The 23,842-nt window shown below is 68.8% G+C and carries 26 protein-coding genes; 11 read left to right on the top strand and 15 right to left on the bottom strand.

What is annotated here, in order from left to right:
* Positions 1-60 precede the first annotated feature (60 nt).
* From KHF85_RS17745 to KHF85_RS17735, 3 genes are all read right to left on the bottom strand, one after another.
* The gene (locus KHF85_RS17745; RefSeq protein WP_284567676.1) at positions 61-747 is read right to left on the bottom strand and encodes a glycosyltransferase; all 687 of its coding nucleotides are present in this window, start codon (positions 745-747) and stop codon (positions 61-63) included.
* A gap of 73 nt (positions 748-820) precedes the next feature.
* Positions 821-1,816, bottom strand: a complete 996-nt coding sequence (locus tag KHF85_RS17740; protein WP_284567675.1) for an aldo/keto reductase — start codon at positions 1,814-1,816, stop codon at positions 821-823.
* Positions 1,817-2,060: 244 nt separating this feature from the next.
* Positions 2,061-2,387 carry an aldo/keto reductase gene (locus KHF85_RS17735; protein WP_284567674.1) on the bottom strand — a complete coding sequence of 109 codons (327 nt, stop codon included), beginning with the start codon at positions 2,385-2,387 and terminating at the stop codon, positions 2,061-2,063.
* 23 nt (positions 2,388-2,410) lie between these two features.
* Here KHF85_RS17735 and KHF85_RS17730 point away from each other — a divergent pair, with 23 nt between their 5' ends.
* On the top strand, positions 2,411-2,767 hold the full coding sequence (locus tag KHF85_RS17730) for a LysR family transcriptional regulator (protein WP_284567673.1): 357 nt from the start codon (positions 2,411-2,413) through the stop codon (positions 2,765-2,767).
* Between the two features lie 91 nt (positions 2,768-2,858).
* Here the strand turns inward: KHF85_RS17730 and KHF85_RS17725 are convergent, their stop codons facing one another.
* Together KHF85_RS17725 and KHF85_RS17720 are read right to left on the bottom strand one after the other, a co-directional pair.
* Positions 2,859-3,428 carry a flavodoxin family protein gene (locus tag KHF85_RS17725; RefSeq protein WP_064541372.1) on the bottom strand — a complete coding sequence of 190 codons (570 nt, stop codon included), beginning with the start codon at positions 3,426-3,428 and terminating at the stop codon, positions 2,859-2,861.
* Positions 3,429-3,551: 123 nt separating this feature from the next.
* Positions 3,552-4,460: a LysR family transcriptional regulator gene (locus tag KHF85_RS17720; RefSeq protein WP_284567672.1), complete on the bottom strand. Its 909-nt coding sequence runs from the start codon at positions 4,458-4,460 to the stop codon at positions 3,552-3,554.
* Positions 4,461-4,639: 179 nt separating this feature from the next.
* Between KHF85_RS17720 and KHF85_RS17715 the strand changes: the two genes are divergently transcribed.
* From KHF85_RS17715 to KHF85_RS17705, 3 genes are all read left to right on the top strand, one after another.
* Positions 4,640-5,446 (top strand): DODA-type extradiol aromatic ring-opening family dioxygenase, encoded by an 807-nt coding sequence (locus KHF85_RS17715; protein WP_284567671.1) that lies wholly within the window; start codon positions 4,640-4,642, stop codon positions 5,444-5,446.
* Between the two features lie 99 nt (positions 5,447-5,545).
* On the top strand, positions 5,546-6,790 hold the full coding sequence (locus KHF85_RS17710; RefSeq protein ID WP_284567670.1) for a putative DNA modification/repair radical SAM protein: 1,245 nt from the start codon (positions 5,546-5,548) through the stop codon (positions 6,788-6,790).
* A gap of 455 nt (positions 6,791-7,245) precedes the next feature.
* On the top strand, positions 7,246-8,688 hold the full coding sequence (locus tag KHF85_RS17705; RefSeq protein WP_284567669.1) for a UdgX family uracil-DNA binding protein: 1,443 nt from the start codon (positions 7,246-7,248) through the stop codon (positions 8,686-8,688).
* A 120-nt stretch (positions 8,689-8,808) separates the two neighbouring features.
* Here KHF85_RS17705 and KHF85_RS17700 read toward each other — a convergent pair whose 3' ends face one another.
* Positions 8,809-9,399, bottom strand: a complete 591-nt coding sequence (locus tag KHF85_RS17700) for a fasciclin domain-containing protein (RefSeq protein WP_284567668.1) — start codon at positions 9,397-9,399, stop codon at positions 8,809-8,811.
* A 304-nt stretch (positions 9,400-9,703) separates the two neighbouring features.
* Positions 9,704-10,372, bottom strand: a complete 669-nt coding sequence (locus KHF85_RS17695) for a class I SAM-dependent methyltransferase (protein ID WP_284567667.1) — start codon at positions 10,370-10,372, stop codon at positions 9,704-9,706.
* 253 nt (positions 10,373-10,625) lie between these two features.
* On the opposite strand from KHF85_RS17695, the gene KHF85_RS17690 reads away from it, so the two are divergent.
* The 3 genes from KHF85_RS17690 to KHF85_RS17680 all read left to right on the top strand — a co-directional run bounded on the left by KHF85_RS17690 (position 10,626) and on the right by KHF85_RS17680 (position 14,129).
* Complete coding sequence (locus tag KHF85_RS17690; RefSeq protein ID WP_237652371.1) at positions 10,626-12,263, top strand: Na+/H+ antiporter; 1,638 nt, start codon at positions 10,626-10,628, stop codon at positions 12,261-12,263.
* A 160-nt stretch (positions 12,264-12,423) separates the two neighbouring features.
* Complete coding sequence (locus tag KHF85_RS17685; protein WP_284567666.1) at positions 12,424-13,371, top strand: ABC transporter ATP-binding protein; 948 nt, start codon at positions 12,424-12,426, stop codon at positions 13,369-13,371.
* On the top strand, positions 13,368-14,129 hold the full coding sequence (locus tag KHF85_RS17680; RefSeq protein WP_284567665.1) for an ABC transporter permease: 762 nt from the start codon (positions 13,368-13,370) through the stop codon (positions 14,127-14,129). The genes KHF85_RS17685 and KHF85_RS17680 overlap by 4 nt, the downstream gene beginning before the upstream one ends.
* A gap of 21 nt (positions 14,130-14,150) precedes the next feature.
* Here KHF85_RS17680 and KHF85_RS17675 read toward each other — a convergent pair whose 3' ends face one another.
* Entirely contained in the window at positions 14,151-14,396 is a 246-nt protein-coding gene (locus KHF85_RS17675; protein WP_003476154.1) for a DUF3297 family protein, read from the bottom strand.
* A 145-nt stretch (positions 14,397-14,541) separates the two neighbouring features.
* Between KHF85_RS17675 and KHF85_RS17670 the strand changes: the two genes are divergently transcribed.
* A complete protein-coding gene (locus KHF85_RS17670; RefSeq protein ID WP_284567664.1) occupies positions 14,542-15,087 on the top strand; it encodes a DUF6630 family protein in 546 nt (181 codons plus the stop codon).
* A 57-nt stretch (positions 15,088-15,144) separates the two neighbouring features.
* On the opposite strand, the gene KHF85_RS17665 is transcribed toward KHF85_RS17670, so the two are convergent.
* The 4 genes from KHF85_RS17665 to KHF85_RS17650 form a co-directional block, all read right to left on the bottom strand.
* Positions 15,145-15,786 (bottom strand): fibronectin type III domain-containing protein, encoded by a 642-nt coding sequence (locus KHF85_RS17665; RefSeq protein ID WP_284567663.1) that lies wholly within the window; start codon positions 15,784-15,786, stop codon positions 15,145-15,147.
* A 176-nt stretch (positions 15,787-15,962) separates the two neighbouring features.
* Positions 15,963-17,240, bottom strand: a complete 1,278-nt coding sequence (locus tag KHF85_RS17660; protein ID WP_284567662.1) for a S53 family peptidase — start codon at positions 17,238-17,240, stop codon at positions 15,963-15,965.
* A 399-nt stretch (positions 17,241-17,639) separates the two neighbouring features.
* On the bottom strand, positions 17,640-17,924 hold the full coding sequence (locus tag KHF85_RS17655; RefSeq protein WP_284567661.1) for a DUF4031 domain-containing protein: 285 nt from the start codon (positions 17,922-17,924) through the stop codon (positions 17,640-17,642).
* An 11-nt stretch (positions 17,925-17,935) separates the two neighbouring features.
* Positions 17,936-18,481 (bottom strand): hypothetical protein, encoded by a 546-nt coding sequence (locus KHF85_RS17650; RefSeq protein ID WP_284567660.1) that lies wholly within the window; start codon positions 18,479-18,481, stop codon positions 17,936-17,938.
* A gap of 291 nt (positions 18,482-18,772) precedes the next feature.
* Here KHF85_RS17650 and KHF85_RS17645 point away from each other — a divergent pair, with 291 nt between their 5' ends.
* The gene (locus tag KHF85_RS17645) at positions 18,773-19,597 is read left to right on the top strand and encodes a hypothetical protein (RefSeq protein WP_284567659.1); all 825 of its coding nucleotides are present in this window, start codon (positions 18,773-18,775) and stop codon (positions 19,595-19,597) included.
* 190 nt (positions 19,598-19,787) lie between these two features.
* On the opposite strand, the gene motB is transcribed toward KHF85_RS17645, so the two are convergent.
* The 3 genes from motB to msrB all read right to left on the bottom strand — a co-directional run bounded on the left by motB (position 19,788) and on the right by msrB (position 22,756).
* Positions 19,788-21,005 (bottom strand): flagellar motor protein MotB, encoded by a 1,218-nt coding sequence (motB, locus tag KHF85_RS17640; protein ID WP_284567658.1) that lies wholly within the window; start codon positions 21,003-21,005, stop codon positions 19,788-19,790.
* A 10-nt stretch (positions 21,006-21,015) separates the two neighbouring features.
* Entirely contained in the window at positions 21,016-21,870 is an 855-nt protein-coding gene (gene motA / locus KHF85_RS17635; RefSeq protein WP_284567657.1) for a flagellar motor stator protein MotA, read from the bottom strand.
* Between the two features lie 421 nt (positions 21,871-22,291).
* Entirely contained in the window at positions 22,292-22,756 is a 465-nt protein-coding gene (gene msrB / locus KHF85_RS17630) for a peptide-methionine (R)-S-oxide reductase MsrB (RefSeq protein ID WP_053837280.1), read from the bottom strand.
* A 287-nt stretch (positions 22,757-23,043) separates the two neighbouring features.
* On the opposite strand from msrB, the gene KHF85_RS17625 reads away from it, so the two are divergent.
* Together KHF85_RS17625 and KHF85_RS17620 are read left to right on the top strand one after the other, a co-directional pair.
* Positions 23,044-23,292 (top strand): hypothetical protein, encoded by a 249-nt coding sequence (locus KHF85_RS17625; protein WP_284567656.1) that lies wholly within the window; start codon positions 23,044-23,046, stop codon positions 23,290-23,292.
* A 138-nt stretch (positions 23,293-23,430) separates the two neighbouring features.
* Positions 23,431-23,808 (top strand): baeRF12 domain-containing protein, encoded by a 378-nt coding sequence (locus KHF85_RS17620; RefSeq protein WP_039007975.1) that lies wholly within the window; start codon positions 23,431-23,433, stop codon positions 23,806-23,808.
* The last annotated feature ends 34 nt before the right edge of the window (positions 23,809-23,842 follow it).

Here is a 23,842-nt window from a genome sequence, read left to right as displayed (position 1 = left end):
ACCACGCCGCGGCGGCGCGTGCTGCCCGCGAATGCAACACGTGCGCTAGCGGCCGCGGCGCTACCCGTACCAGAAGCCGAGCGCGTCGCGCGAACGCAGCATGCCGCGGCCGCGGCGCAGCAGCTGCAGCAGCAGGCCCAGGTGCTCGCGCTTGCTGAAGCTGCGCAGCTTGCGGTCGGAGGTGTGCACCGGCTCGCGCAGGATCACGAAGCGCCCGCGCCGGGCCAGCGCGCGGCTCAGCGCCACGTCCTCGCCGGCGTAGTAGCGTTCGTCGAAGCCGCCCGCGGCGTCGAACGCGCTGCGCGTGCAGAACAGGAAGCAGCCTGGGGCGATGCCGGTGCGGCGGAACAGCCAGGCGAACACGGTTTGCGCCACGCGTTCGTGCCAGGCGATGTCGCCAAGCAGGTGCACCTGCGCGCCGCCGCCGACCGCGCCGGTGTGCAGCGCGCGTAGGGCCGCGGCCAGCAGCGGCGTGTTGACGCGGGTGTCGGCATCGACGAACAGCAGGTAACGGCCACGGCTGGCGGCGGCGCCGGCATTGCGGGTGGCGGCGATATGCCGCAGTTGTACGTCCAGCACCTGCGCGCCGTGGCGGCGCGCGATCTGCGCGGTGTCGTCGCTGCAGGCGTCGGCGACGACGAGCGTCTCGTAGTCCAGCCGCAAGGCTTCGGCGGCGATATGCAGCGACGCCAGGGTGTCGCCGATCAGGGCGGCTTCGTCGTGGGCGGGGACGATGAACGAGATCACGCCCCGCATCATGCGACGCGGCGGCGGTGCGGGCAAATCCGCCCGCGTCGCCGCGGCGACCGCGCAGCGCGGGTCAGCGCTGCAGCGTCGCCATCATCGCCGGCGGGTAGCGGGTGCCGGCGGCGGCGTCGGCCGGGAAGATCGCCTCGATCTGCGCGCGTTCGGCCGCGCTCAGCGTCACCTGCAGCGCGCCCAGGTTCTCTTCCAGGTAGGCCAGGCGCTTGGTACCGGGGATCGGCACCAGGTCCTCGCCCTGCGCCAGCACCCAGGCCAGCGCCAGCTGGCCCGGCGTCACACCCTTGGCCTGGGCCAGGGTGCGCACCTGTTCCACCAGGTGCAGGTTGCGCGCGAAGTTCTCGCCCTGGAAGCGCGGCGAGTGGCGGCGGTAGTCGTCGGCCTCGAAGTCCTCCGGCGAGCGGATCGCCCCGGTCAGGAAGCCGCGGCCCAGCGGCGAGTACGGCACGAAGCCGATGCCCAGCTCGCGCACCGTGGCGAACACGCCGTCGCTCTCCGGGTCGCGCGACCACAGCGAGTATTCGCTCTGCACCGCGGTGATCGGGTGCACCGCATGCGCGCGGTGGATGGTGGCGGCGGCGGCCTCGGACAGGCCGAGGAAGCGCACCTTGCCCTGTTCCACCAGCCGCGCCATCGCGCCGACGGTGTCCTCGATCGGCACGTTCGGGTCCACCCGGTGCTGGTAGTACAGGTCGATGTGGTCCACGCCCAGCCGCTGCAGGCTGCCCTCGCAGGCGGATTGCACGTACTCGGGGCGGCCGTCGATGCCGCGCACGGAAGGATCGTTCGGATCCAGCTTGATGCCGAATTTGGTGGCCAGCACGACCTGCTGGCGGCGCCCGGCCAGGGCCTTGCCGACCAGCACTTCGTTGGTATGCGGGCCGTACATGTCGGCGGTGTCGATCAGGGTGACGCCGTGGTCCAGCGCGGCATGGATCACCGCGATCGCGGCGGCATCGTCGCTGCGACCGCCGTAGAACGCGCTCATGCCCATGCAGCCGAGGCCGAGGGCGGACACGCGGGGGCCGTTGCGGCCGAGGGTGCGGGTTTGCATCGGGAAGCTCCTGTTGGAAAGCGGGAAGCGACGTGAAAGAAAGGATGTTGCGCGGACGCTGTGGTCGCGGGGACGGAGGATGCTAGCGCGGCGCTGCGTTAGCGCGATTGCGCAGGATCCTTGTCCGATCCTGCAATCGCGCCGCCGCGCCGCGCCGCGCCGCGATTGCGCAGGCGCCGACCATGCCATGGCCGACGTTTGCGCAAAGTCAGTGCCGCGTTCCGTCACGCGTCGGCGGCGCGGTTCAGCGCGCCGGCGTACGCGGCCGCAGCTGGGTGCCGCCGGAGACCAGCTGTCGCGGCATCGGCAGGCGCATGAACGCGTGCGGGAACGGATGCGCCACCGTGCTGACCGCATCCAGCCTCTGCAGCTGCGCCGCGTCCAGTTGCAGCTCCAGCGCGCCTAGGTTGTCGTCCAGCTGCGCCAGGGTGCGCGCGCCGACGATCGGGATCGCGCCGCCGCCCGGCCGCTGCAGCAGCCAGGTCAGCGCCACCTGCGCCGGCGAATGGCCGATGTCCGCGGCGACCTGCCTGACCGCGTCGGCGATGTCCAGCGCGCGCTCGGTCAGCATCTTCCTTGAAGCTGGGCTTCACAATGGCCGCCAGTCCCCTGCCTGCCGTGGTCGCCTTCGCCCGCGTCGCCCACCACGCCAGCTTCACCCGCGCCGCCGCCGAACGCGGCGTCTCGGCCTCGGCCCTGTCGCAGGCGGTGCGTGCGCTGGAAGCGCAGCTGGGCGTGCGCCTGCTGCACCGGGCCGGGCTGGGCCTGGCGCAGGGCTTCGAATCGGTGGTCGCCGCCGATGTCGCCGCCGGACGCCTGCTGCGCGTGCTCGACGGCTGGCAGCAGCCCTTCGCCGGCTTCCATCTCTACTACCCGGCGCGCGACCACCTGGCGCCGAAGCTGCGCGTGTTCATCGACCATCTGCGCGCGGCGAACGCGGCGGCGGGGTAGCCGCCGCGTCGGTCGGTGATCGGCGCCACTGCCTGGCGCGCAATCGCGCAACCGGTATCGCCGCCATCGCGGTGGCGACGCCGTGCGCGGCTCAGCGCTTCAACTTGGCCGCGTATTCGGCCACGCGCTGGCCGAGCAGGCGCGCGGTTTCCAGGTCGCCGGCACGCGGCGCCTCTTCCGGCGAGGCGTCCGACGGCGAGATCGCCAGCGCGCCGCCGGAGCCGGCGGTCCAGTTCACGTCGGCCGGGCCGTGCGCCTTGGTGTTGGCCGGCAGCAGGCCGGTGCCGACCCAGATCTGGCCGTGCTGCTGCGACAGGGTCCAGAAGTATTCGATGGTGGCGAACTTGTCGCCGTTGACCGAGGCCGAGTTGGTGAAACCGGCGGCGATCTTGTCCTTCCACGCCTGCGCGAACCACGGCTTGGAGCTGGCGTCGGCGAACTTCTTGAACTGCCAGGCCGGGCCGCCCATGTAGGTCGGGCTGCCGTAGACGATCGCATCGGCCTGGCCGATCGCCTCCCAGGCGCCGTCCGGCAGGTTGCCGTCCTGGTCGATGCGGTACAGCGTGGCCGCGCCGACGCTGGCGGCGCCGGCGTGCACCGCCTCGGCCTGCTTGACGGTATGGCCGTAGCCGCTGAAATAGACGATCGCGATCTTGCTCATGGGGAGCTCCTGAAATGACGGGGGAAGCGCGGGCATTGTGCGCATGCGCCGCCGCTTCGATCATCGCCACGTGCGGGATGTTGTGTTCGACCGGCCGCCGCCGCGCGCCGGCCGCGCGCCGCCTCAGGGCGCCGCGGCGCCGTGCATCTCGCGCTCGATGCCGACTTCGACCAGGTAGTCGATGAAGCTGCGCACCTTCGGCGCCAGATGACTGCGGCTGGCATAGACCGCGTAGACGCCGATCGGGCCGAGCCGGTGGTCGGGCAGCACGCGCACCAGGCGGCCGTCCTGCAGCGCGTCCTGGGTGATGAAGTCCGGTTGCAGGACGATGCCCATGCCGGCGATGGCGGCTTCGCGCAGCACATCGCCGCTATTGGCGCGCAGCCCGCCCTGCACGCGCACCCGGGTCTCGCCGTCGGGGCCGTGCAGGGCGATCTCGTCCAGCGGCATGTAGCTGTAGGTCAGGAATTCGTGGCCGGCGATGTCGGCGGCCAGGCGCGGCGTGCCGGCGCGTTGCAGGTAGGCCGGCGCGGCGTACAGATAGGCCTGCACCTCGCCGAGCTTGCGCGCGATCAGGGTCGGAGTGACCTGGCGGGTGATGCGGATCGCCATGTCGTAGCCTTCCTCGACGATGTCCACCATGCGATCGGACAGCGACAGGTCCAGCGCGACCTGCGGATAGCGCGCGCGGTAGCCGGCCAGGCGCGGACCCAGCCGGGCGATGCTGAAGCTGAAGGGCGCGTTGATGCGCAGTGTGCCGGACGGGGTCAGCGCCTGCTCGCCGACCGCCGCCTCCATGTCGTCGAACTCGGCCAGCAGCACCTGGCAGCGCTGGTAATACGCGGTGCCGACGCTGCTCGGGCTGACCCGGCGGGTGGTGCGGTTGAGCAGGCGCAGGCCCAGCCGCTTCTCCAGCCAGGCCACTTGCCGGGTGACGCTGGCGGTGGACATGCCCAGCGCCTCGGCGGCGCTGTTGAAGCCGTTGCGGTCGACCACGGTGACGAACACGCGCATCGCTTCCAGCGTATCCATTGTTGCCGTTCCTGAAATAGATATCCGGTCGCAGGGTAATTTATCTCCCCAGATGTCGGGAATACCCTGTGGATCCGCTGCCATGGCCGCCGCGAACGCCGCCATGCATCTCGGTGCCGCCGCGCGCGGCAAGGTCCCGGCCGGCGCACGCAGCGCCGCATCCTCCTGGAGAATCCGTCATGTCCCGTCTGCCCTCGCTGTACATCTCGCACGGTTCGCCGATGACCGCGCTGGATCCGGGCCTGGTCGGCGTGCGCCTGGCCGAACTGGCGGCGGCGCTGCCGCGTCCGCGCGCGATCGTCGTGGCGTCGGCGCATTGGCTGGGGCGGCGGCCGCTGGTCGGCGCCGCGGCGCAGCCGCAGACCATCCACGATTTCGGCGGCTTCCCGCGCGCGCTGCACGAGATGCAGTACCCGGCGCCGGGTGCGCCGGCGCTGGCGCGCGAGGTCGCCGCGCGGCTCGAACGCGCCGGCCTGCAGCCCTACGTGGACGCGCGCCGCGGCCTGGATCATGGCGTGTGGGTGCCGTTGTCGCTGCTGTACCCGCACGCCGACATCCCGGTCGTGCCGCTGTCGATCCAGCCGGAACTCGGCCCCGCCCACCAGCTGGCGCTGGGCCGCGCGCTGGCGCCGCTGCGCGACGACGGCGTGCTGCTGGTCGGTTCGGGCAGCATCACCCACAACCTGCACGACCTCGGCCGCTACGCCGAGGGCAAGGACGCGCCGTACGTGCGCCCGTTCATCGATTGGGTGGAGCAGGCGTTGCGGCGCGAAGACCTGCCGGCCTTGCTCGACTACCGCCGCCAGGCGCCGTTCGCCGAACGCGCACATCCCACCGACGAGCACTGGTTGCCGATCTACTTCGCGATGGGCGCGGCCGGCGAAGAGGGGCTCGGCGCGCAGCGCATCGATGCCGGCATCGATGCCGGGCTGCTGGCGATGGACCTGTATCGGTTCGACGGCGGGGCGCGGCGCGCCGCGGCCTGAGTCGGCCGGGCCGGCGACCGGCTGAGTCGTTCATCGCAGTGAAGGCGATGGCGCATTGCCGTCTCACAGGTTGAGACGGCAACCGGGCATCGTAGTCGGGTGAATACCCTCGAAAAGCTCGCCGTACTCGCCGACGCGGCCAAATACGACGCTTCCTGCGCCTCCAGCGGCGCCGACCAGCGCCATTCGCTGCGCAGCGGTGGCATCGGCAGCACCGAAGGCATGGGCATCTGCCATTCGTACACGCCCGATGGCCGCTGCGTGTCGCTGCTGAAGATCCTGCTGACCAACTTCTGCGTGTTCGATTGCGCGTACTGCGTCAACCGCGTGTCCAGCAACGTGCGCCGCGCGCGCTTCACCCCGGCCGAGGTGGTGAAGCTGACCCTGGATTTCTACAAGCGCAACTACATCGAGGGCCTGTTCCTGTCCAGCGGCATCATCCGCAACAGCGACTACACGATGGAGCAACTGGTGGAGGTGGCGCGGCAGCTGCGCGAGGAGCATCGCTTCGCCGGCTACATCCACCTCAAGACCATTCCCGATGCGGCGCCGGACCTGCTGGCCGCGGCCGGCCGCTATGCCGACCGGCTCAGCATCAATGTCGAGCTGCCGACCGAACAGGGCCTGGCCCAGCTGGCCCCGGAGAAGAGCGTCGGCGGCATCCGCGCGGCGATGGGCGAGCTGCGCTGGCGGATCGAGGAAAGCAAGGAGGCGCGCAAGGCCGAGCGCAAGCTCAGCGCCAAGCCGCCGCGTTTCGCGCCGGCCGGGCAGAGCACGCAGATGATCGTCGGCGCGGATGGGGCCGACGACCGCGCGATCCTGCGTACCAGCCACAATCTCTACGGCAATTACCGGCTGCGGCGGGTTTATTACTCCGCGTTCAGTCCGATTCCCGATGCGTCCTCGAAGCTGCCGTTGCAGGCGCCGCCGTTGCAGCGCGAGCATCGTCTGTACCAGGCCGATTGGCTGTTGCGGTTCTACGATTTTTCGGTGGAGGAGATCGCGCCGGAGGCGGCCAGCGGCATGCTCGATCTGGATGTGGATCCGAAGCTGGCCTGGGCATTGCGGCATCCGGAGCGATTTCCGGTGGATTTGAATACGGCGGCGCGGGAGATGTTGTTGCGGGTGCCGGGCCTGGGGACGCGCAATGTGGAGCGGTTGTTGTTGTCGCGGCGGCATGCGCGGTTGCGGGTGGAGGATCTGGCGCGGTTGCGGATGCCGATGAAGAAGCTGCTGCCGTTCGTCAGTGTGGTGGATCATCATCCGCGCCAATGTTTGGACGATCCGCAGCGGTTGCGGGCGCAGTTGGCGCCGGCGCCGCGACAGGGTGGGTTGTTTGATTGACGCTGTGCTGTGGCGCTGTAGTCGTTGGGCTGTTGCGATGATTGCTGCAACTGCAACTGCAACTGCAGAGGCAACGGCAGTTGCCGAAGCAAGATCAAGATCAAGATCAAGAGCTTTCGCGCCGGTCGGCGCGAGTCACTTTTGTCTTGGCAAAAGTAACCAAAACCGCTCCCGCCCGACACGAGCCGGTGCGATACAGCCGCACCGGTGCCCTGCGCTCCTCGCGACGAGCGGCACGGCGCCCAAACTCGCTTCGCTCAAACAAGGGCGCCTCTTCGGCCGCTCGCCGCTGCGGTGCTCGGCTCGCTTTAAGGCGGGAAGTTTTAACAGCAAGATCACCGGCAACAGCAACAGCAACAGCAACAGCAACAGCAACAGCAACGGCCGTTGCTTTGGTGATGGTGGCGCTGGTGGCTGTTGCGTTGGTGTTGGTGCGGTGATGCGAGTGGTGAATTGTGTTTCGGGCTGAGGTGGTGCCGCCATGGAGTCTGGAGGCGTGGCGGACGGCGGCGCGGGCGGCGTGGTGTGCGCAGGTGGCACCGGAGTCGCTGGTCTGGGAGGGGGATGCGCAGGGCGGGTTGCTGGCCGGGACCGATGTGGCCATGTTGCCGGCCACGGTGGCGGCGCCGCGGGTTTCCACCGAGTTCCTGGCCTTGGCCGGTGCTGTGCTGTGCCATCGCGATCCGCAGCGGCATGCCTTGCTGTATCGGTTGCTGTGGCGGATCGCGGCGGGCGAGCGGGCGCTGTTGCAGCGGGTCACCGATGCCGATGTGCATCGGGCGCAGCAGTGGGCGCAGGCGGTGCGCCGCGATAGTCACAAGATGAAGGCGTTCGTGCGCTTTCGCGAGGTGCCTGGCGAGCAGGAGACGTTCGTCGCCTGGTTCGAGCCGGAACATCGCATCGTCGATCGCGTCGCGCCGTTCTTCGCGCGCCGTTTCGCCGGCATGCGTTGGGCGATCCTGACCCCGTACCGCAGTGTGCGCTGGGATGGTGCCACGCTGCAGTTCGGCGCCGGCGCGCAGCGTGCCGATGCGCCGGCCGACGATGCGCAGGATGCGTTGTGGCGCACCTACTACGCCAACATCTTCAATCCGGCGCGGCTCAATCCGGACATGATGCGCCAGGAGATGCCGCAGAAATACTGGAAGAACCTGCCGGAAACGCAGTTGCTGCCGGGCCTGATCCGCGAGGCCGGGCAACGTGTGCGCGCCATGGCCGAGCGCGCGCCGGCGCCGGTGCGCCGGCGCATCCCCGCACCGCCGCCGCCGGCCGTGGTTGCAACCGACGACAACCTCGAGGCGCTGCGCGCTGCGGCGCGCGAGTGTCGCCGCTGTCCGCTGTGGCAGCCGGCCACGCAGACCGTGTTCGGCGAGGGGCCGCACGACGCGGCGGTGATGGTGGTGGGCGAGCAGCCCGGCGACGAGGAAGACCTGAGCGGGCGGCCGTTCGTCGGTCCGGCCGGGCGCCTGTTCGATCGCGCGCTGCACGAACTCGGCATCGCCCGCGCCGGGCTGTACGTGACCAATGCGGTCAAGCATTTCCGCTTCGAGCAGCGCGGCAAGGCGCGGTTGCATCGCAATCCCGACCGCGTGCACGTGGAAGCCTGCCGTTTCTGGCTGGCCGGCGAACTGGCGCGGGTACGGCCGCGCATCGTGCTGTGCCTGGGCGCCACCGCGGCGCGCGCGGTGCTCGGCAACGGCGTTGCGTTGATGGCGCAGCGCGGGCAGTGGCAAGCGCTGGCCGACGGTAGCCGCGCGCTGGCCACGGTGCATCCGTCGTGGGTGCTGCGCCAACGCGGCCGCGAGGCGGCCGATGCCGCCTATCGAGGCTTCGTGGACGACTTGCGCGTTCTGGCGGAGCAGGCGCAGGCGCCGCGCGAGTCCAATGCCGGCGACTGAGCGCGTGCGCCCGTCATTGCAGTGGGCCGGCCGCGCAGGTCCCGACCTGCCGCATGCACGGCGCAAAACGAGGACGGCCGCAGCCGTCCCCGCGATGCCAATGTACCCCCCGAGGTGTGCTTACGGCATCAAAACCTTGTCCACCACATGGATCACGCCATTGCTCTGCATCACGTCGGCGGTGGTGACCTGGGCGGTATGGCCCTTGGCGTCGGTGAGGGTGACCTTGCCGCCGCGGGTCCTGGCGATCAGCGGTTCGCCCTGCACGGTGGTCAGCTTGGCGCTGCCGCCGTCGGCCTTGATCTGCGCCAGCAGCGTCGTCGCATCCAGCTTGCCGGCGACCACGTGATAGGTCAGCACCTGGGTCAGCTTTGCTTTGTTCTCGGGTTTGAGCAGTGTGTCCACCGTGCCCGCCGGCAGCGCGGCGAAGGCGGCGTTGGTCGGTGCGAACACGGTGAACGGGCCTGCGCCCTTCAGCGTGTCCACCAGGCCGGCGGCCTTGACCGCGGCGACCAGGGTCGTGTGATCCTTGGAGTTGACCGCGTTGTCGATGATGTCCTTGGTCGCGTACATCGGGGCGCCGCCGACCATCGGATTCGGCTTGGCCTCGGTCATCGCGGCGTGGTCGTGCATCGACGCCGGGCTGGTTGCGGCCATGGCGGGCAGCGAAACGAGGCTGGCGAGGGCCAGGGCCAGCAAGTTGATCTTCATGGGATTGCTCCTTGAGGGAATGCCCGGCCAGTCGACCGTGCACACGGTTTACGGCGATTGCGCTGGCGCGGTTGCATCACGCCTCCCAGATAATGATGAATGGGCATTGCCCGTGGTAGCGCGCCGCGCGGCTAAGCGCGTTCCCGGCAAGCGCGCCTGCGCCGCGACCGCGCCGACGCCGCGCAGGCAAGACCGCGTATGGCGACGGACGTGCGCCTGCCGCACATGCTGCGCGTCGAGCGCCCATGCAGGCGCTGCCACCGGCCGGCGCTGACGGGCGCGGATGTAGACACCACCTGCGGACTCAGCGGCGCTGCAGCACGTAGCTGTTCTCGAACCCATGCGCGCACCCCAGCACATGGAAGTCGTTGAAGTAACCGGTGGCGCGCAGCAGGTCGACCGCCGGGCCGACTTCCGGCGAGTGCTGGTGGTCGCCGTAGTCGTCGAACACCACGAATCCGCCGGTCACCACGCTGGGCGCATACAGCAGGAAATCCAGCAACACATTGCGTCCGGTGTGGCCGCCGTCGATATGCAGCAAGACCACTTCCGGCTTCATGTTGTAGAAATGCTGGGCGCAGAACTCCGAGTAGCCGCGGATGAACTGCGCATTGGGCAGCAGCAGCTGGCGATAGTGGTTGAACTCTTCGAACTGGTTGGGCAAGGCGAACGGATCCATGCCGATCACCCGGCGCTGGCGGTTGCTGATCTCGTTCATCAGCACCAGCGACTTTCCCTTCCACACGCCGATCTCGACCAGGTCGCCGGGGATTCCCTCCAGCAGCAGGCACAGATACCCCAGCAGCCGCACATGATCGTGGAACGACAGTTCGCGCCGCTGCATCGCGTGCTCGGCCGGCAGGTTGGCCTGGGCCTGCTCGAAATGCTGGCCGATCAGGGTCCAGACCTGCGTGACGTTGTCGCTCACCGCAGGGTCGTCGATGAAGCGGTTGAGTTCTTGGATGGTAAGCATGGAGTCTCCGACGGCGGCGGCACGCTGGGTTCGGTCTGCGCACAGATCGGTTCGATGGTAACGCGTGCCGCGGCGCGGCGCCGGGTCGCGCAGATCTCGCCGCCACGGCGGCACAGCGCCCGCGCCGTGGCGTGCCGCCGCATGAATAGCGGGCGGACATGCCACTGGACATCGCGCCTGCGGTGCGCTTTGCTTGCCGCTTCCCCCATTCATGGTGCGGTGCCGGCGGCGCGGCGCCGCCGTCCGGACGAGCATGCATTCGATCGAAGTGGTGTTGGCGATGTTGCTGGCGGTCGTGGCCAGCGGCTATCTGGTCCGCGTACTGCCGTTTTCGCTGCCGTTGCCGCTGGTGCAGATCGGCCTGGGCGCGGTCATCGCCGGGGTGTTCAAGAAGGGCTACGCGCTGGAGCCGGAGCTGTTCTTCCTGCTGTTCCTGCCGCCGCTGCTGTTCCTGGACGGCTGGCGCATCCCCAAGCAGGGCCTGTTCCGCGACAAGGGGGCGATCCTGGAACTGGCGCTGGGCCTGGTGGTGTTCACCGTGGTCGGCGCCGGCTTCCTGATCCACTGGATGATCCCGGCGATGCCGCTGGCGGTGGCGTTCGCGCTGGCCGCGGTGGTGTCGCCGACCGATCCGATCGCGGTGTCCTCGATCGCGGCACGGGCGCCGATCCCGAAGCGGCTGATGCACATCCTGGAGGGCGAATCGCTGCTCAACGACGCATCCGGACTGGTCTGCTTCCAGTTCGCGGTGGCCGCGGCGATGACCGGCACGTTCTCGCTGGCCGACGCCTCGCTGACCTTCCTGTGGGTGGCGTTGGTCGGCGTCGCCGCCGGCGTCGGCGTGACCCTGGGCGCGAGCCTGGCGCAGCGCTGGATCTGGCGCCAGGTCGGCGAGGAACCCGGCGCGGCGATCCTGGTCAACCTGCTGCTGCCGTTCGCCGCCTACCTGCTGGCCGAGGCGATCAACGCCTCCGGCATCCTCGCCGCGGTCGCCGCCGGCATCAGCATGAGCTACGTGGAACTGAGCGGCCGCGCCCCGGGCAGCATGCGCGTGCAGCGCTCGGCGGTGTGGGACATGGTCCAGTTCACCCTCAACGGCATCATGTTCGTGCTGCTCGGCGAGCAGCTGCCGGGCATCGTGCAGGGCGCGGTGCACAACATCGACGAGGCCGGCCACCTCAATCCGTGGTGGCTGCTGGGCTATGCGCTGGCGATCTACCTCGGCCTGCTGCTGCTGCGCTTCGTGTGGGTGTGGCTGTCGCTGCGCTGGAACCTGCTCAAGGCGCGGCGCCGCGGCGAGGAACGGCGCAGTCCGCCGTCGCGGATCATCGTGGCCACCTCGCTGGCCGGGGTGCGCGGCGCGATCACCCTGGCCGGCGTGTTGACCCTGCCGCTGTTGCTGCCCACGGGCGCTGCGTTCCCGGCGCGCGACCTGGTGATCTTCCTGGCCAGCGCGGTGATCGTCACCTCGCTGCTGGTCGCCAGCGTGGCGCTGCCGCGGCTGCTGCGCGGCCTGGAACTGCCCGAGGAACCCAGCGACCGCCTGGAGGAGGACCTGGCGCGGCGCGAATCCTCGCGCGCGGCGCTGGCGGCGGTGGAGAAGCTGCGCCAGCGGCTGGTGCAGGACAGCGAACACGCCGACCTCTACAACGAGGCGGCGATCCGGGTCAGCGCCCTGTACCAGCGCCACCTCGACCATGGCGATGCGATGGAGAGCGATCCGGAAGAGGCGCGGCGGCTGGACGACGTGCTGCGCCAGCTACGCCACGCCGGCCTGCAGGCCGAACGCCAGGAACTGTTCAAGCTGACCCGCCAGCACAAGATCTCCGACGAGATCGCGCGGCGGCTGATTCGGAATCTGGATTTGCTGGAGGCGCGGAGGAAGAGTTGAGGAGCCGGGACCCGGGACTCGGGACTCGGAGGGCATGCGATGACTGATACGGCTCCGGCTGGCGGACGTTTTGCTTCCCATGCTCGCAACGATGCGGCTGCTAGGCTCTTCGAGTCCCGAGTCCCGAGTCCCGAGTCCCGAGTCCCGCAAAGGAATCCGCGTGCCCCCGATCATCTCCATCCAGCAGCTCACCAAGACCTACGCCGGCGGCTTCCAGGCGCTGAAGGGCATCGACCTGGACATCCAGCGCGGCGAGATCTTCGCCCTGCTCGGTCCCAACGGCGCCGGCAAGACCACGCTGATCAGCGTGGTCTGCGGCCTGGTCACTCCCAGTTCGGGCACGGTGCTGGCCGACGGCCACGACATCGTGCGCGACTACCGCGCCGCGCGCTCCAAGATCGGCCTGGTGCCGCAGGAACTGGCCACCGATGCGTTCGAGACGGTGTGGGCGACGCTGCGCTTCAGCCGCGGCCTGTTCGGCAAGCCGAAAAACCCGGCTTACCTGGAACAGGTGCTGCGCGAGCTGTCGCTGTGGGACAAGCGCGACAGCAAGATCTCCACCCTGTCCGGCGGCATGAAACGGCGCGTGCTGATCGCCAAGGCGCTGGCGCACGAACCGAGCATCCTGTTCCTGGACGAACCCACCGCCGGCGTGGACGTGGAGCTGCGCCACGACATGTGGCAGATGGTGCGGCGCCTGCGCGAGCAGGGCACCACCATCATCCTGACCACGCACTACATCGAGGAAGCCGAGGACATGGCCGACCGGGTCGGGGTAATCAACCGCGGCGAGCTGGTGCTGGTGGAGGACAAGCGCACGCTGATGCGCAAGCTCGGCAAGAAGCAGCTTGCGCTGACCCTGCAGGCGCCGCTGCCGGCGCTGCCCGCGGCGCTGGCAGCGCAGTCGCTGGAACTGTCCGCCGACGGCGCGGTGCTGACCTATACCTACGACGTGCAGGCCGAGCAGACGGGCATCGGCAGCCTGTTGCGGCAACTGGAGGAGCACGGCGTGGAGATCAAGGACCTGCATTACAGCGAAAGCTCGCTGGAGGAAATCTTCGTCAACCTGGTGCGCCCGGACGCCGGTCGCACGGAGGCGCGCGCATGAACCTGCATGCGATCGCCGCGATCTACCGTTTCGAGATGGCGCGCACCTTCCGCACGTTGACCCAGTCGATCGCCTCGCCGGTGCTGTCGACCTCGCTGTATTTCGTGGTGTTCGGCGCGGCGATCGGCTCGCGCATGGGCGCCATCGACGGGATCAGCTACGGCGCCTACATCATCCCCGGGCTGGTGATGCTGTCGCTGCTCAACGAGAGCGTGTCCAACGCCTCGTTCGGCATCTACATGCCGCGCTGGGCCGGCACCATCTACGAGGTGCTGTCGGCGCCGGTGGCGTGGTGGGAGGTGGTGATCGGCTACGTCGGCGCGGCGGCGAGCAAGTCGGTGCTGCTGGGCCTGCTGATCCTGCTCACCGCGCGCGCGTTCGGGCCGTACGAGATCGCCCATCCGTTGTGGATGTTCGGTTTCCTGGTGCTGACCGCGGTGACCTTCAGCCTGTTCGGCTTCATCATCGGCATCTGGGCCGACGGCTTCGAGAAGCTGCAGGTGATCCCCTTGATGGTGGTCACTCCGCTGACCTTCCTCGGCGGCTGCTTCTATTCGATCGGCATACTGCCGCCGCTGTGGCAGCAGATCAGCAAGTTCAACCCGGTGTTTTACTTGGTCAGCGGCTTCCGCTGGGCGTTCTTCGGCAAGGCCGATGTGCACATCGCGATCAGCGCGGGCATGACCGGGGCGTTCCTGGCGCTGTGCCTTCTGGTGGTCTGGGCGATCTTCCGCAGCGGTTACCGGCTCAAGTCCTGAGCCGGCGGCCGCGCGCGGCGCTCAGGCGGTTTTTTCCAGGTAGTACGCCTCGACCTGGCCGTTGATCTTCATCGTCATCGGATTGCCGCGGCGGTCGCGCGCCTTGCCGACCTGCACGCGGATCCAGCCTTCGCTGACCGAATACTCTTCCACGTTGTCGCGCTCCACGCCGTTGAAGCGGATGCCGACGCCGCGCGCCAGTGCCTGCGCATCGTGGAACGGGCTCTGCGGGCTGATCGCCAGGTGATCGGGAGGGGTATCGGGCATGGTCGTGGGTTCGCTTGGCGGCGGGTAGCGCCGTCTTCCGGAGGCGAAGGATAAACGCCTGCGGCGCCGCTGCCGAGTGTCGCCGCGCTTCCGTCGCCGCGCCGGGCGCGTCACACTGCGCGTTCCGCAGCACAGATCCGCCGCCATGCCCGACAACAGCGCCGACTACGAAGACCCCGACGACCTCAGCGGCGATGCGGACGACGACGATCCGGATACCCAGCAGGGGCTGATCTGGAACCTGCTGCTGCTGATCAATCCCGGCGACGACGAAACCGCGCTGCGTCAATTCAATGCCTACCGCGAGGCGGCGGGCGAGGTGGACAGCGACGGCGACGGCTGGCTGTGGTCGCTGAAGGACGCCATCGACTGGAGTTCCGGCTTCTACGTGGACGGCGGCGATACCGAAGTGCTGATCGGCGCGATCAACGAATTGGCCACGCGCTGGAACCTGCGCATCGACTGGGGCGGCGACCTCGACGACGAGGACTTCCTCGCCGCCCACGACACCGCCTCGCTGCTGACGGTCGCCTACGACCGACTGCGCGAGTACGGCTACAGCATCTGGTGCTGGGACACCGGCGGCGAGGACCGTGCCGGCTGGATGGCGCTCAGCCGCGACGACGAGGACATGCAGCGGCTGGCGGCGATCCTGGGCATCGACCTGCGCCCGGGCAGCGATCCGTTCTAGGCGCCGCGTGCGCCGTGCCGGTCCGGGCCGCGCACGGCCCGGACGGCGGCCTGGGCGCTAGCCCTTCTTCGCGGTCTTGACGATCACCGGCGAACTCAGCTTCGCCCCGCCCTTGTTCAGTGCGATGACCAGGAACGCGTAGTAGGTGTTCGGCTTGAGGTCCTTGAACGTGTAGCGCGTGCCGCGGGTGAGCGCGTAGCCACTCACCGCGCCGCTGGCGTAGTCTTCCGCGATCAGCTCGTATGCGGTCGCGTTGTCCGCCGCGCTCCATTCCAGCGTGCTCGTCGTCGTGGTCGGGCTGGCGTGCACGCCGCGCGCCTGGTTCGGCGGTGGCGTGCTGCTGTCGTGCGCAGTGAGCAATGAGTCGATCAGCAGCGAGGAAGACAGCATCGAACCCAGCCCGGTCACGTTGTCGTAGCCCTGGCCGGCAGAGAAGCCGGCGACGCCGCCGAACAGTTTGGCGTTGCCGTTGCTGCCCTTGAGCACGTCTTTGGTATCGCGTGAGACGGCACCGTCGACATCGCCGTAAAGGAACGGATTGGCGAAGCCGATCCGCCCCAGTCCCGCATACTGGTGCGCCTGGTCGGCAATGGACATGAAACTGGCCCAGATCGGCGCCGAGACGCTGGTGCCGCCTACGTTGATCCAGCCGCCGTCCAGTTCGGAATAGACCGCGACCGGCGTGCTGGGGCTGGCCACGGCGGCCACGTCCGGGAAATTGCGTTGCGTGGACGAGCCGTGGTTGGGCGCGGCGATCGACGTCTGCTTGCCCTGGGCGTCGGCGATCAGCTGGTAGTCCGGGATCGGCCAATAGGCACTGAGGCCACCGCCGGTGGCGCCCTTGCCCGCGCCGAGCAGGTTCCAGGTTTCTTCGTTCAGGTAGCTGCCGTTCTGCCGGATGAACAGCGCGGTGCCGCCGACCGAGGTAACCAGCGGCTGGGCTGGGTGCCGGGATCCTCGCCGTGCAGGCCGTCGCCGATGCGTCCGTAGGCGCCCTGGTCGCCGGAACTGGCATAGACCCCCTGGCCTTGCGCGACCATCTGCGTCAGCACCTGACCTTCCGCGGCGAGCGCCGCATTGCCGAGCATTTCCTCGTCTATCGCGTAGGAAATGCTCACCGTCTGCGCGGTATTGTCGTCGGCGATGGCGCCCAGCGCCGCCAGAATCGCCACCGGATAGGGATCGTCGCCTTCTTCGTAGACCTGGATCTGCTGCAACTGCGGATTCACCGCAATGGCCATGTCGATGTCCAGCGCCGCCTCGCCAGCGACGCCTGTATCGTTGACCGCACCGGCATAGCCGTTGACGTTGCGGACCTTCACCGGCACGTTCGGCAGTCCGAACTTCTTCACGTAGGTGGCGATATCGCTGCTCAGGAAGCCACCTTGTTCGAACAGCGCAAGGGTCTCCTGTCTGCCCGGTGCCAGTTGCGCGGGAATGGCATAGGCCGTGCGGATGTCCTGCGGACTCAGGCCGCCGTTGGGGCCGTGGCCGGCGGACTCGGTCGCCGCATCCGCATTGCCGCTGGCGTGATCGTCGGCAATCGCCGCAGGCCTCGCCGGCGCGCGGATGGCCAGCGGCGCGAAGCGGATGGCGTCGTTGAGTCCGACGATGCCGCCGACGTGGCTGGCGATCTCGCTGGGCAATTGCGGTTGCCGATCGGCCGAAAAGAAGGTCTTGCCGTCGCTGGCCTGGTAGCGGCCGAAGTTCACCCCGAGATGGTGGGCGAAGGTGCTGGCGGGCGCCTTCAAGGTGATCAGCGAGCCGGCGCCGCCGATGCTCTTGACTTGCATTCCATGCGTCTTGGCGAAGGACGTGACCGCGTCGATGTCGCTCTGCCGCGCGCCGAAGCGCGCCGCGAATTCGCTCGGGGTCAGGTAGTGCCCGTAGAGCGGATCGCCCGGTCGCGAGACGTGCATCGCGTAGTCGTAGGCACCGGCACCGTCCTTCAACGGCAGGGTCATCACCACACTGATCGGCGCACTGGCCGTCAGCGCGCCGAGTTGCTTGGCGCTCTGCAGCTGTGCGGGGAGGTGGGCGATCTCGGGCGACGCGGTCTGGCCGCTTTGCGCGTCGCTGATCGCAGGCGCGGACAGCGCGGCCAGGCAGGCCAGGTGCAGGGGGAGGCGGCGAAACAGGGAGGCATCTTTCATGCAGGGTGACCTTCGATAGGGAGCTGCGAAACGACCACGCCGGAACGACATGCACAGGCAAGCCGCAACGCTGGCGTGCCAGGATGCGAAACGATCAAAAAATGCGCGATTCAAACAGAGCGAGCCTCAGCAGAGGCTCGCTCGAAGCATAGCGCTGTCGTTGGATGGCCTGTAGACAAATGCCGACACGCCGTTATGGACAGTGCGTTGCGACGCAGCACCGGTTGCGGTTGGTGGTGGGGACAGCTGCGCTGCAAAGGGGCAAGCCACGCACACGGGATGTCGGCGGCGTAGCAGCGTTGGCGTGAGTGCGTCGCGTTGCCAAAGCCTGGGCGGCGGTGTTGCCGGACACGTGCGCAGGGGCGTGGGCAACCTAGCCGTGCCGCTCGCGCGTGCGCGTCAGTCCATCTCGCCGCGCGCCTGTGCGCGGGCCTGGCGGATCAGTGCCTTCATCAGCGCGCGATCGGTGTGCCGCGACACCGGCAGCGCGCCCAGCCGGATCGCTTCGTCGCGCAAGGCGGCGGGCACGTCGTAGTGCGCGCCGCTGAGTTTGTTCTGAAAGGCGCGGCGGGGAATGCCCAGCCGCGCCGCCATCGCATGCAGTTCGTCCAGCGTATCGGCGAGCAGATGTCCCCAGCGCTGGCCGCGCCAGGGATGCACCGCATCGTCGATGTAGACCGCCATCGCCGCGCCGATCAGGCGGGCTTGTGCTTGCTGTCGGCGTCCGCTTCGGCGTCGGCGGCAGGTGTGGTCGCCACGGAGTCGCTTTCCGCCTTGCCGGCCGATGCATCGGTATCTGCGTCATCGGCAGCAGCGTTGCCCGCATCGGTGACGCCATCTTCTTCGGTCGTGGCGTCATCGCCCTCGGCGAATTCGGCGACCAGCGCGTCCAGATATTCGGCCGCGGTCTGGCCTTCGTCGGCGGCCAGGTCGTCGATCATCTGCTGCAACTGGGTCGAGTAGTCCAGGGTGATGGTGTTGCCTTCCTGCTCCTGCACGTTGGCCAGGTGCTTGAGCATCGCCAGCATCGGCACCGGGTTGTCGGCGTTGCCCATGGTCTGGCCGCCGACCGACAGCAGCCATTCGCTGCCCTGCAGGCCGATCGCGGCCAGCACCCGGCCGCTGTCGTCCTGCAGCACGGCGTGGTTGGCGATGGGCTGCTCGCGGCCCAAGCGGGCGAAGCCGCGTTTGGGTTGCTGCTTCTTGCGCTTGTCGCGCTTGGCTTTGGATTGCTTGGACACGTTCGTCTCGCTCGCGGAGTGGGCGCCATTGTAGCGGGGCCGGCCGGCATGACCTTCGGCAGGATTGACGACATGTGTAGTCATCGATAGTTTGGCTACAGGTGTAGTTATCGGTTGCCGACACCGACGCACTGCCCGAACCATCGTCCCGCAGCCGCGGCGGGGGTTCGCCCTGGCAGCGGAATCGGCAGCGCGCTACGCCAGCGCTTGGTCCGTGGCGCTGCCGGCGGCTTCGCGCTGCGCGGATGCCATCGCCTCGTCCATTTCGATCCGCCCACCAGGAGACACCGCATGCTGCACTCGCACCTCACGCTCTGGCGCTGCCGCGCCGCCTTGCTGGTCCTGGCCGCTGTCGCCGTTGCCGCGATCTCTTGCGCACAGGCAGGCACGCAGGATGCGGGGCTGCCGAGCGCCGAACCGGCAGCGCCAGCGCCGCCCGCAGCGCCGATGCCGCCGCACCACGTGGCCGGCGCGCAGCGCATGGCGATCCGTTCCAGCGTCACCACCCTGTCCAACGATCGCCGCACCGCGTCGGTGCTGTTCGAACAGGGGGACACCAACGTGTACGGTAGCAGCGGCGACCTGCGCGAGGCGCGGCGCGCGCGCCGCGGCGAGGAGACGCTGTGGTGGATCCGCAGGGACGGCAAGCGCTACGTGGTGCGCGATGCGGCCACCCTCGGGCAAGTGAAGGCCGCCTATGCGCCGGTCCAGGCGCTGGCACGGCAGCAGGGCGAACTCGGCGCGCAACAGGGGCAGCTGGGTCAGCGCCAGGGTGAGCTCGGCGAGCAGCAGGGCGCCATCGCGCAGCGCCAGGCGGGCGTGGCCGTCGAGCAGGCCAGGGCCGCCGGCGCGCAGGCGCGGCGCGCCGCCAGCGGCGATCAGGCCGCGTCCGCAGCTGCGCCACTCATCGACGCGGCGCAGGCCGATTACGCGCCGCAGATGCAGGCATTGGCCAAGCGCCAGTTGGCGTTGGCCGAACAGCAGGCGGGGTTCGCCAGGCAACAGGCGGCACTGGCGCAACGCCAGCAGCTGGCCAACGCGGCGTTGCAGCGCGACATCGAACGCATCGTGCAGCAGGCGATCGCGCAAGGCGTGGCGCAACCGCTGGCACCGTGAGCGCTGCGGCGCGAGTGCGCAATGCGGTGGACCGTCTGGAGCGCTTGTTCCGCAGCCAGGCGCAAGGGGCAACTGTAGGAGCGGCTTCAGCCGCGACCGGAGCTGTCCTGGTAACGCCTTGTCGCGGCTGAAGCCGCTCCTACACAGGAGGGGTAACGCGCCGACAGGTCTGGTAACGCGCCGAAACGTCTCAGCGCTGCTCCGGATCCTCGGCGGTGGCGGTCACCGTCACCGTTGCCGGCGACGGCGCCGCACGGCTGCGCGGCTTGCCGCCGGTGACGCTGTTGACCGCGCGGATCGCTTCGCGGGCGGCGTCGGCGGCGATTTCCGGAGAGGTGGTGCGCGGCGCCGCGACCGTCACCGTCGCCGGCCTGGCGGCGCTTGCCGCCGGCGCCGCGGCAGGCGCTGCCGCGACCTGGGCCGGCAGCTTCACCGCGGCGGGCAACGGCGGCGGCGCCGCGCTTGCCGTGGCGCTCAGGTCCGGCACCTTGGTGTCGGCATCGCTCTGCGGCTTGCCCAGCGCCAGCGCATGGTCGCTGCCGGCCAGCGCCGCCTCCTCGGCATCCTTGGTCATCACCACGATGCTGATGCGGCGGTTGATCGGGTTGTCCGGCGTCTGCTTGTCGAACAGGATCGACGAGGACAGGCCGACCACGCGCGACACCTTGTCTTCGCCCATGCCGCCGACCACCAGCTCGCGCCGCGCGGCATTGGCGCGGTCCGCGCTCAGCTCCCAGTTGCTGTAGCCGTTCTTGCCGCTGTACTGGGTGACGTCGGTGTGGCCGGTGATGCTGATGTGGTTGGGCACTTCGTTGATGAAGCCGGACAGCTCGTGCAGGATGTCGCGGGTATAGGGCTTGAGCACCGCGCTGCCGATGTCGAACATCGGCCGGTTTTCCTTGTCCACGATCTGGATGCGCAGGCCGTCCGGGGTCAGGTCCAGCAACAGCTGGTCCTTGAACGGCTCCAGCGCCTGGCTCTTGTCGATCGCTTGCTTCAGGTCCTGCATCAGCGCTTCCAGGCGCTGCTTTTCCTTCTCGCGCTGCGCCGCCTTGCTTTGCGTGTCGCCGTTCAGGCTCTTGCTGCCGAACGGATCCTTGTTGTCGCCGCGCTGCATGTCCGCGCTGCCGCCGAGCTTGATCATCGAGGTGCTGGCGCCGCCGGGACCGGCCATGCCGGGACTCGGCGCCGGGCTCTTGCCTACCAGCGGGCTGGGATTGCGGAAGTATTCGGAGATCGCCGCGCGCTGTTCCTTGGTAGTCGCCGCGACCAGCCACAGCACCAGGAAGAAGGCCATCATCGCGGTCACGAAGTCGGCGAAGGCCACCTTCCAGGCGCCGCCATGATGGCCGCCGCCCTGGACCTTCTTGACCCGGCGGATGACGACGGTGGCTTTGGTCTCCGGCATGGCTGCGGCGCTACTTGATCGTCTTCAGGTGCGTCTCGAAGTCCGAGAAGCTCGGCCGCACGTTGCTCGGCAGGGTCTTGCGCGCGAACTCCAGCGCGATCTTCGGGTTGTAGCCGCGCAGGCAGGCCAGCAGCGCGGTCTTCACCGATTCGAAGATGCGGCTGTCCTGCTCGGCGCGCGCTTCCATCGCCGCCGACAGCGGCGCGACGAACCCATAGGCCAGCAGGATGCCGAGGAAGGTGCCGACCAGCGCGGCGCCGACGTGGTGGCCGATCTCCTCGATCGGGCCGCCGATCGAACCCATGGTGATGACGATGCCGAGCACCGCGGCGACGATGCCGAAACCGGGCAGGCCATCGGAGACCTTGCTCAACGCATGCGCCGGCGCCATCGCCTCGTGGTGGTGCTTTTCCAGCTCCAGTTCCAGCAGCGGCTCCAGCTCATGCGGCTCGATGTTGCTGCCGATCATCAGGCGCAGGCAGTCGGTGATGAAGTCGAGCAGGTGGTGGTCGGCCAGCAGCTTCGGATAATTGCCGAAGATCGCGCTGTCGGCCGGCTTTTCGACATGGTCTTCCAGTGCCATGAAGCCGTCGCGCCGCGCCTTGTTCAACAGCTCGTAGATCAGGGTCAGCGTGGCCCGGTAGTCGTCGGACTTGTACCTGGGGCCCTTGAACGCGCCGAGGATGTCGACGAAGGTTGCTTTGACGATCTTGGCCGGGGTGCTGACCAGGAACGCACCCAGCGCCGCGCCGCCGATGATCATCAATTCGTAAGGCTGCCATAGCGCGCCGAGCTTGCCGTGCGAGAGCACGTAGCCGCCGACCACGCTGATGATGACGACAAGGAAGCCAACAATGATGAGCATGGCGGAAGCAGCCTGCGAGCGGTGAACGGGGATACTTCCATTTCGGCCCGGCGGCGGCTTTCTGAAGGCGGCGCTGTCGCGGCGGCGGCGTGAAGATGGGTGTGAAGAGGCGTGTGAAAGCGCCGCTGGCGCGGCGCAACTGCAACGTACGCCGGCGTGCGTTGCACCGTTGCGGAGCCGTTTCGCATTAGCGCTGGCGCGCACTCGGGCACGGCGAACTGCCGCAGCGGAGGCATTGCTGACGCGCAGCGAAAGTTTCTTCGCTAGCGCGTGCTGCGGCGGGTGCGCGTTGTTCTCAAGATTGTGTGTTGCAGCGGGTGCGCACTGTTCTCAGGATCGCGTGTCGCAGCGGGTCCGCGTTGTTTTCAAGGACGATGGGCAGCGCCGCGTCGCAGCGGCCTGCAGCACGGCGCCGCGGCGCTCAGGCCGGTTCGCTGTCGCCGCCGCCGCGGCGCAACGGATTGGGCAGCGCCTGGCCCTGCTCGGTGAATTGCAGCGACACAGAGTTCAGGCAATGCCGCTCGCCGCTGGGCGGCGGGCCGTCCGGGAACACGTGGCCGAGATGGCTGTCACAGCGCGCGCAGACGATCTCGGTGCGGATCATGCCGTGGCTGCTGTCGCGGATCTCGCGCACGTGGGCCGGATGGTAGGGCGCGAAGAAACTGGGCCAGCCGGTGCCCGAATCGAACTTGGCGCTGGAGCGGAACAGCGGCAGTCCGCACAGCCGGCAGCTGTAGACGCCCTCCAGTTTGTTGTCCAGGAACACGCCGCAGAACGGTGCTTCGGTGCCGTGCTGCAGCAGCACCCGGCGCTCCTCGTCGTCGAGTCCGGCGATCAGGCGCTCGCGTTCGGCAGAGGTGGGAGGCGTGAGGTCGAATCGGCTCATGGCGGGGCCTGCGGCGCGGAGGGATGCGCACAAGATGAGGGCGTCGCCGCGGCGATCAAGCCGCATTCGCGCCCGTATCGACGTGGCGCCCCGGTTGCGCTAGCGTTGGCGCATCGACGCTGGTGCAATGGAGCGGTTGTGCATTCTTCCCTGATCCGCGCGGCCGCCATGACGCTGCTGCTGCCTGCGCTGGCGAGCGCGCAGAGCCTCAATCCGGCCCCGTCGTCGCCGACCGCCAGCCGGCAGGCGACCACGCTGCAGTCGGCGCCGGCTACCAGGCCGCGCCCGTGTCGTCCAGCCTGGACGACCGGCCGCAGTCGCCGCAGTCGCCCGCGCACAAACCAGCCAAGGCCAAGCCGGCACCCGCCAACGGCGCCAATGCCGCCGCCGACCGCCGCCCGGTCAAACTGTACGACCGCGGCGGCCGCGTCATTCCCGGTGCGCTGCAGGTCGGCCCCAACCGCGTGCTCGACACGCGCAGCGGCCGCTACTACAGCACCGTGCCCAGCGGCGACGGCCAGCGCATCGACGAGTAGGCGCCGATCGGTGGAGCGCATGGCCGTTGCGTGAAAACCGGCCAACGCTCCGTGGTCGCGATCCTCACGAACCGCTTCCTAGACTGGCCCGACGCAGGCGCTCACGTCGTCTGCGCCGTACCTTCGCTAGGAGAACCGATGAGCAAGCTTCCCGACAACACCCTGGTCGTCGTCGCCGATCGCGTCAGCGCCCGCCTGTTCCGCACCAATCTGGCCGGGCAGACCTCGTTGCTGGAGCAGACCGAAGTGCTGACGCCCACGCCGATCGAAGGCGTCGAGGATGGCGACCGGCCGATGACCATGGACGAGGCCGGCTTCGTCCGCCAGTTGGCCGAGCGCCTGTACCAAAGCGCCTTGCGCAGCGACTTCGAACACCTGGTGCTGGTCGCCGACCCGCAGACCCTGGGCCAGTTGCGGCCTCTGCTGCACAAGGAAGTCCAGAAGCGGGTAGTGTCGGAACTGGCCAAGAACCACGCGCACACCCCGCGCGACGAGCTGGAAAAGCTGCTGGCGTAAGCGTGTCCGGCGCGCAGGCCGATGCTGCGGGGGC

It is taken from the genome of Xanthomonas graminis pv. graminis, assembly GCF_030168915.1.
GTDB lineage: Bacteria > Pseudomonadota > Gammaproteobacteria > Xanthomonadales > Xanthomonadaceae > Xanthomonas_A > Xanthomonas_A translucens.
This window is presented reverse-complemented; position numbering and strand designations above follow the sequence as displayed.

What these genes read in the sequence shown, in the direction of transcription:
- KHF85_RS17740 (WP_284567675.1), bottom strand. Translation starts at nt 1,816, where the DNA reads ATGCAAACCCGCACCCTCGGCCGCAACGGCCCCCGCGTGTCCGCCCTC.
- KHF85_RS17735 (WP_284567674.1), bottom strand. Translation starts at nt 2,387, where the DNA reads ATGCTGACCGAGCGCGCGCTGGACATCGCCGACGCGGTCAGGCAGGTC.
- KHF85_RS17730 (WP_284567673.1), top strand. Translation starts at nt 2,411, where the DNA reads ATGGCCGCCAGTCCCCTGCCTGCCGTGGTCGCCTTCGCCCGCGTCGCC.
- KHF85_RS17725 (WP_064541372.1), bottom strand. Translation starts at nt 3,428, where the DNA reads ATGAGCAAGATCGCGATCGTCTATTTCAGCGGCTACGGCCATACCGTC.
- KHF85_RS17720 (WP_284567672.1), bottom strand. Translation starts at nt 4,460, where the DNA reads ATGGATACGCTGGAAGCGATGCGCGTGTTCGTCACCGTGGTCGACCGC.
- KHF85_RS17715 (WP_284567671.1), top strand. Translation starts at nt 4,640, where the DNA reads ATGTCCCGTCTGCCCTCGCTGTACATCTCGCACGGTTCGCCGATGACC.
- KHF85_RS17700 (WP_284567668.1), bottom strand. Translation starts at nt 9,399, where the DNA reads ATGAAGATCAACTTGCTGGCCCTGGCCCTCGCCAGCCTCGTTTCGCTG.
- KHF85_RS17695 (WP_284567667.1), bottom strand. Translation starts at nt 10,372, where the DNA reads ATGCTTACCATCCAAGAACTCAACCGCTTCATCGACGACCCTGCGGTG.
- KHF85_RS17690 (WP_237652371.1), top strand. Translation starts at nt 10,626, where the DNA reads ATGCATTCGATCGAAGTGGTGTTGGCGATGTTGCTGGCGGTCGTGGCC.
- KHF85_RS17680 (WP_284567665.1), top strand. Translation starts at nt 13,368, where the DNA reads ATGAACCTGCATGCGATCGCCGCGATCTACCGTTTCGAGATGGCGCGC.
- KHF85_RS17675 (WP_003476154.1), bottom strand. Translation starts at nt 14,396, where the DNA reads ATGCCCGATACCCCTCCCGATCACCTGGCGATCAGCCCGCAGAGCCCG.
- KHF85_RS17670 (WP_284567664.1), top strand. Translation starts at nt 14,542, where the DNA reads ATGCCCGACAACAGCGCCGACTACGAAGACCCCGACGACCTCAGCGGC.
- KHF85_RS17660 (WP_284567662.1), bottom strand. Translation starts at nt 17,240, where the DNA reads ATGAAAGATGCCTCCCTGTTTCGCCGCCTCCCCCTGCACCTGGCCTGC.
- KHF85_RS17655 (WP_284567661.1), bottom strand. Translation starts at nt 17,924, where the DNA reads ATGGCGGTCTACATCGACGATGCGGTGCATCCCTGGCGCGGCCAGCGC.
- KHF85_RS17645 (WP_284567659.1), top strand. Translation starts at nt 18,773, where the DNA reads ATGCTGCACTCGCACCTCACGCTCTGGCGCTGCCGCGCCGCCTTGCTG.
- motB (WP_284567658.1), bottom strand. Translation starts at nt 21,005, where the DNA reads ATGCCGGAGACCAAAGCCACCGTCGTCATCCGCCGGGTCAAGAAGGTC.
- motA (WP_284567657.1), bottom strand. Translation starts at nt 21,870, where the DNA reads ATGCTCATCATTGTTGGCTTCCTTGTCGTCATCATCAGCGTGGTCGGC.
- msrB (WP_053837280.1), bottom strand. Translation starts at nt 22,756, where the DNA reads ATGAGCCGATTCGACCTCACGCCTCCCACCTCTGCCGAACGCGAGCGC.
- KHF85_RS17620 (WP_039007975.1), top strand. Translation starts at nt 23,431, where the DNA reads ATGAGCAAGCTTCCCGACAACACCCTGGTCGTCGTCGCCGATCGCGTC.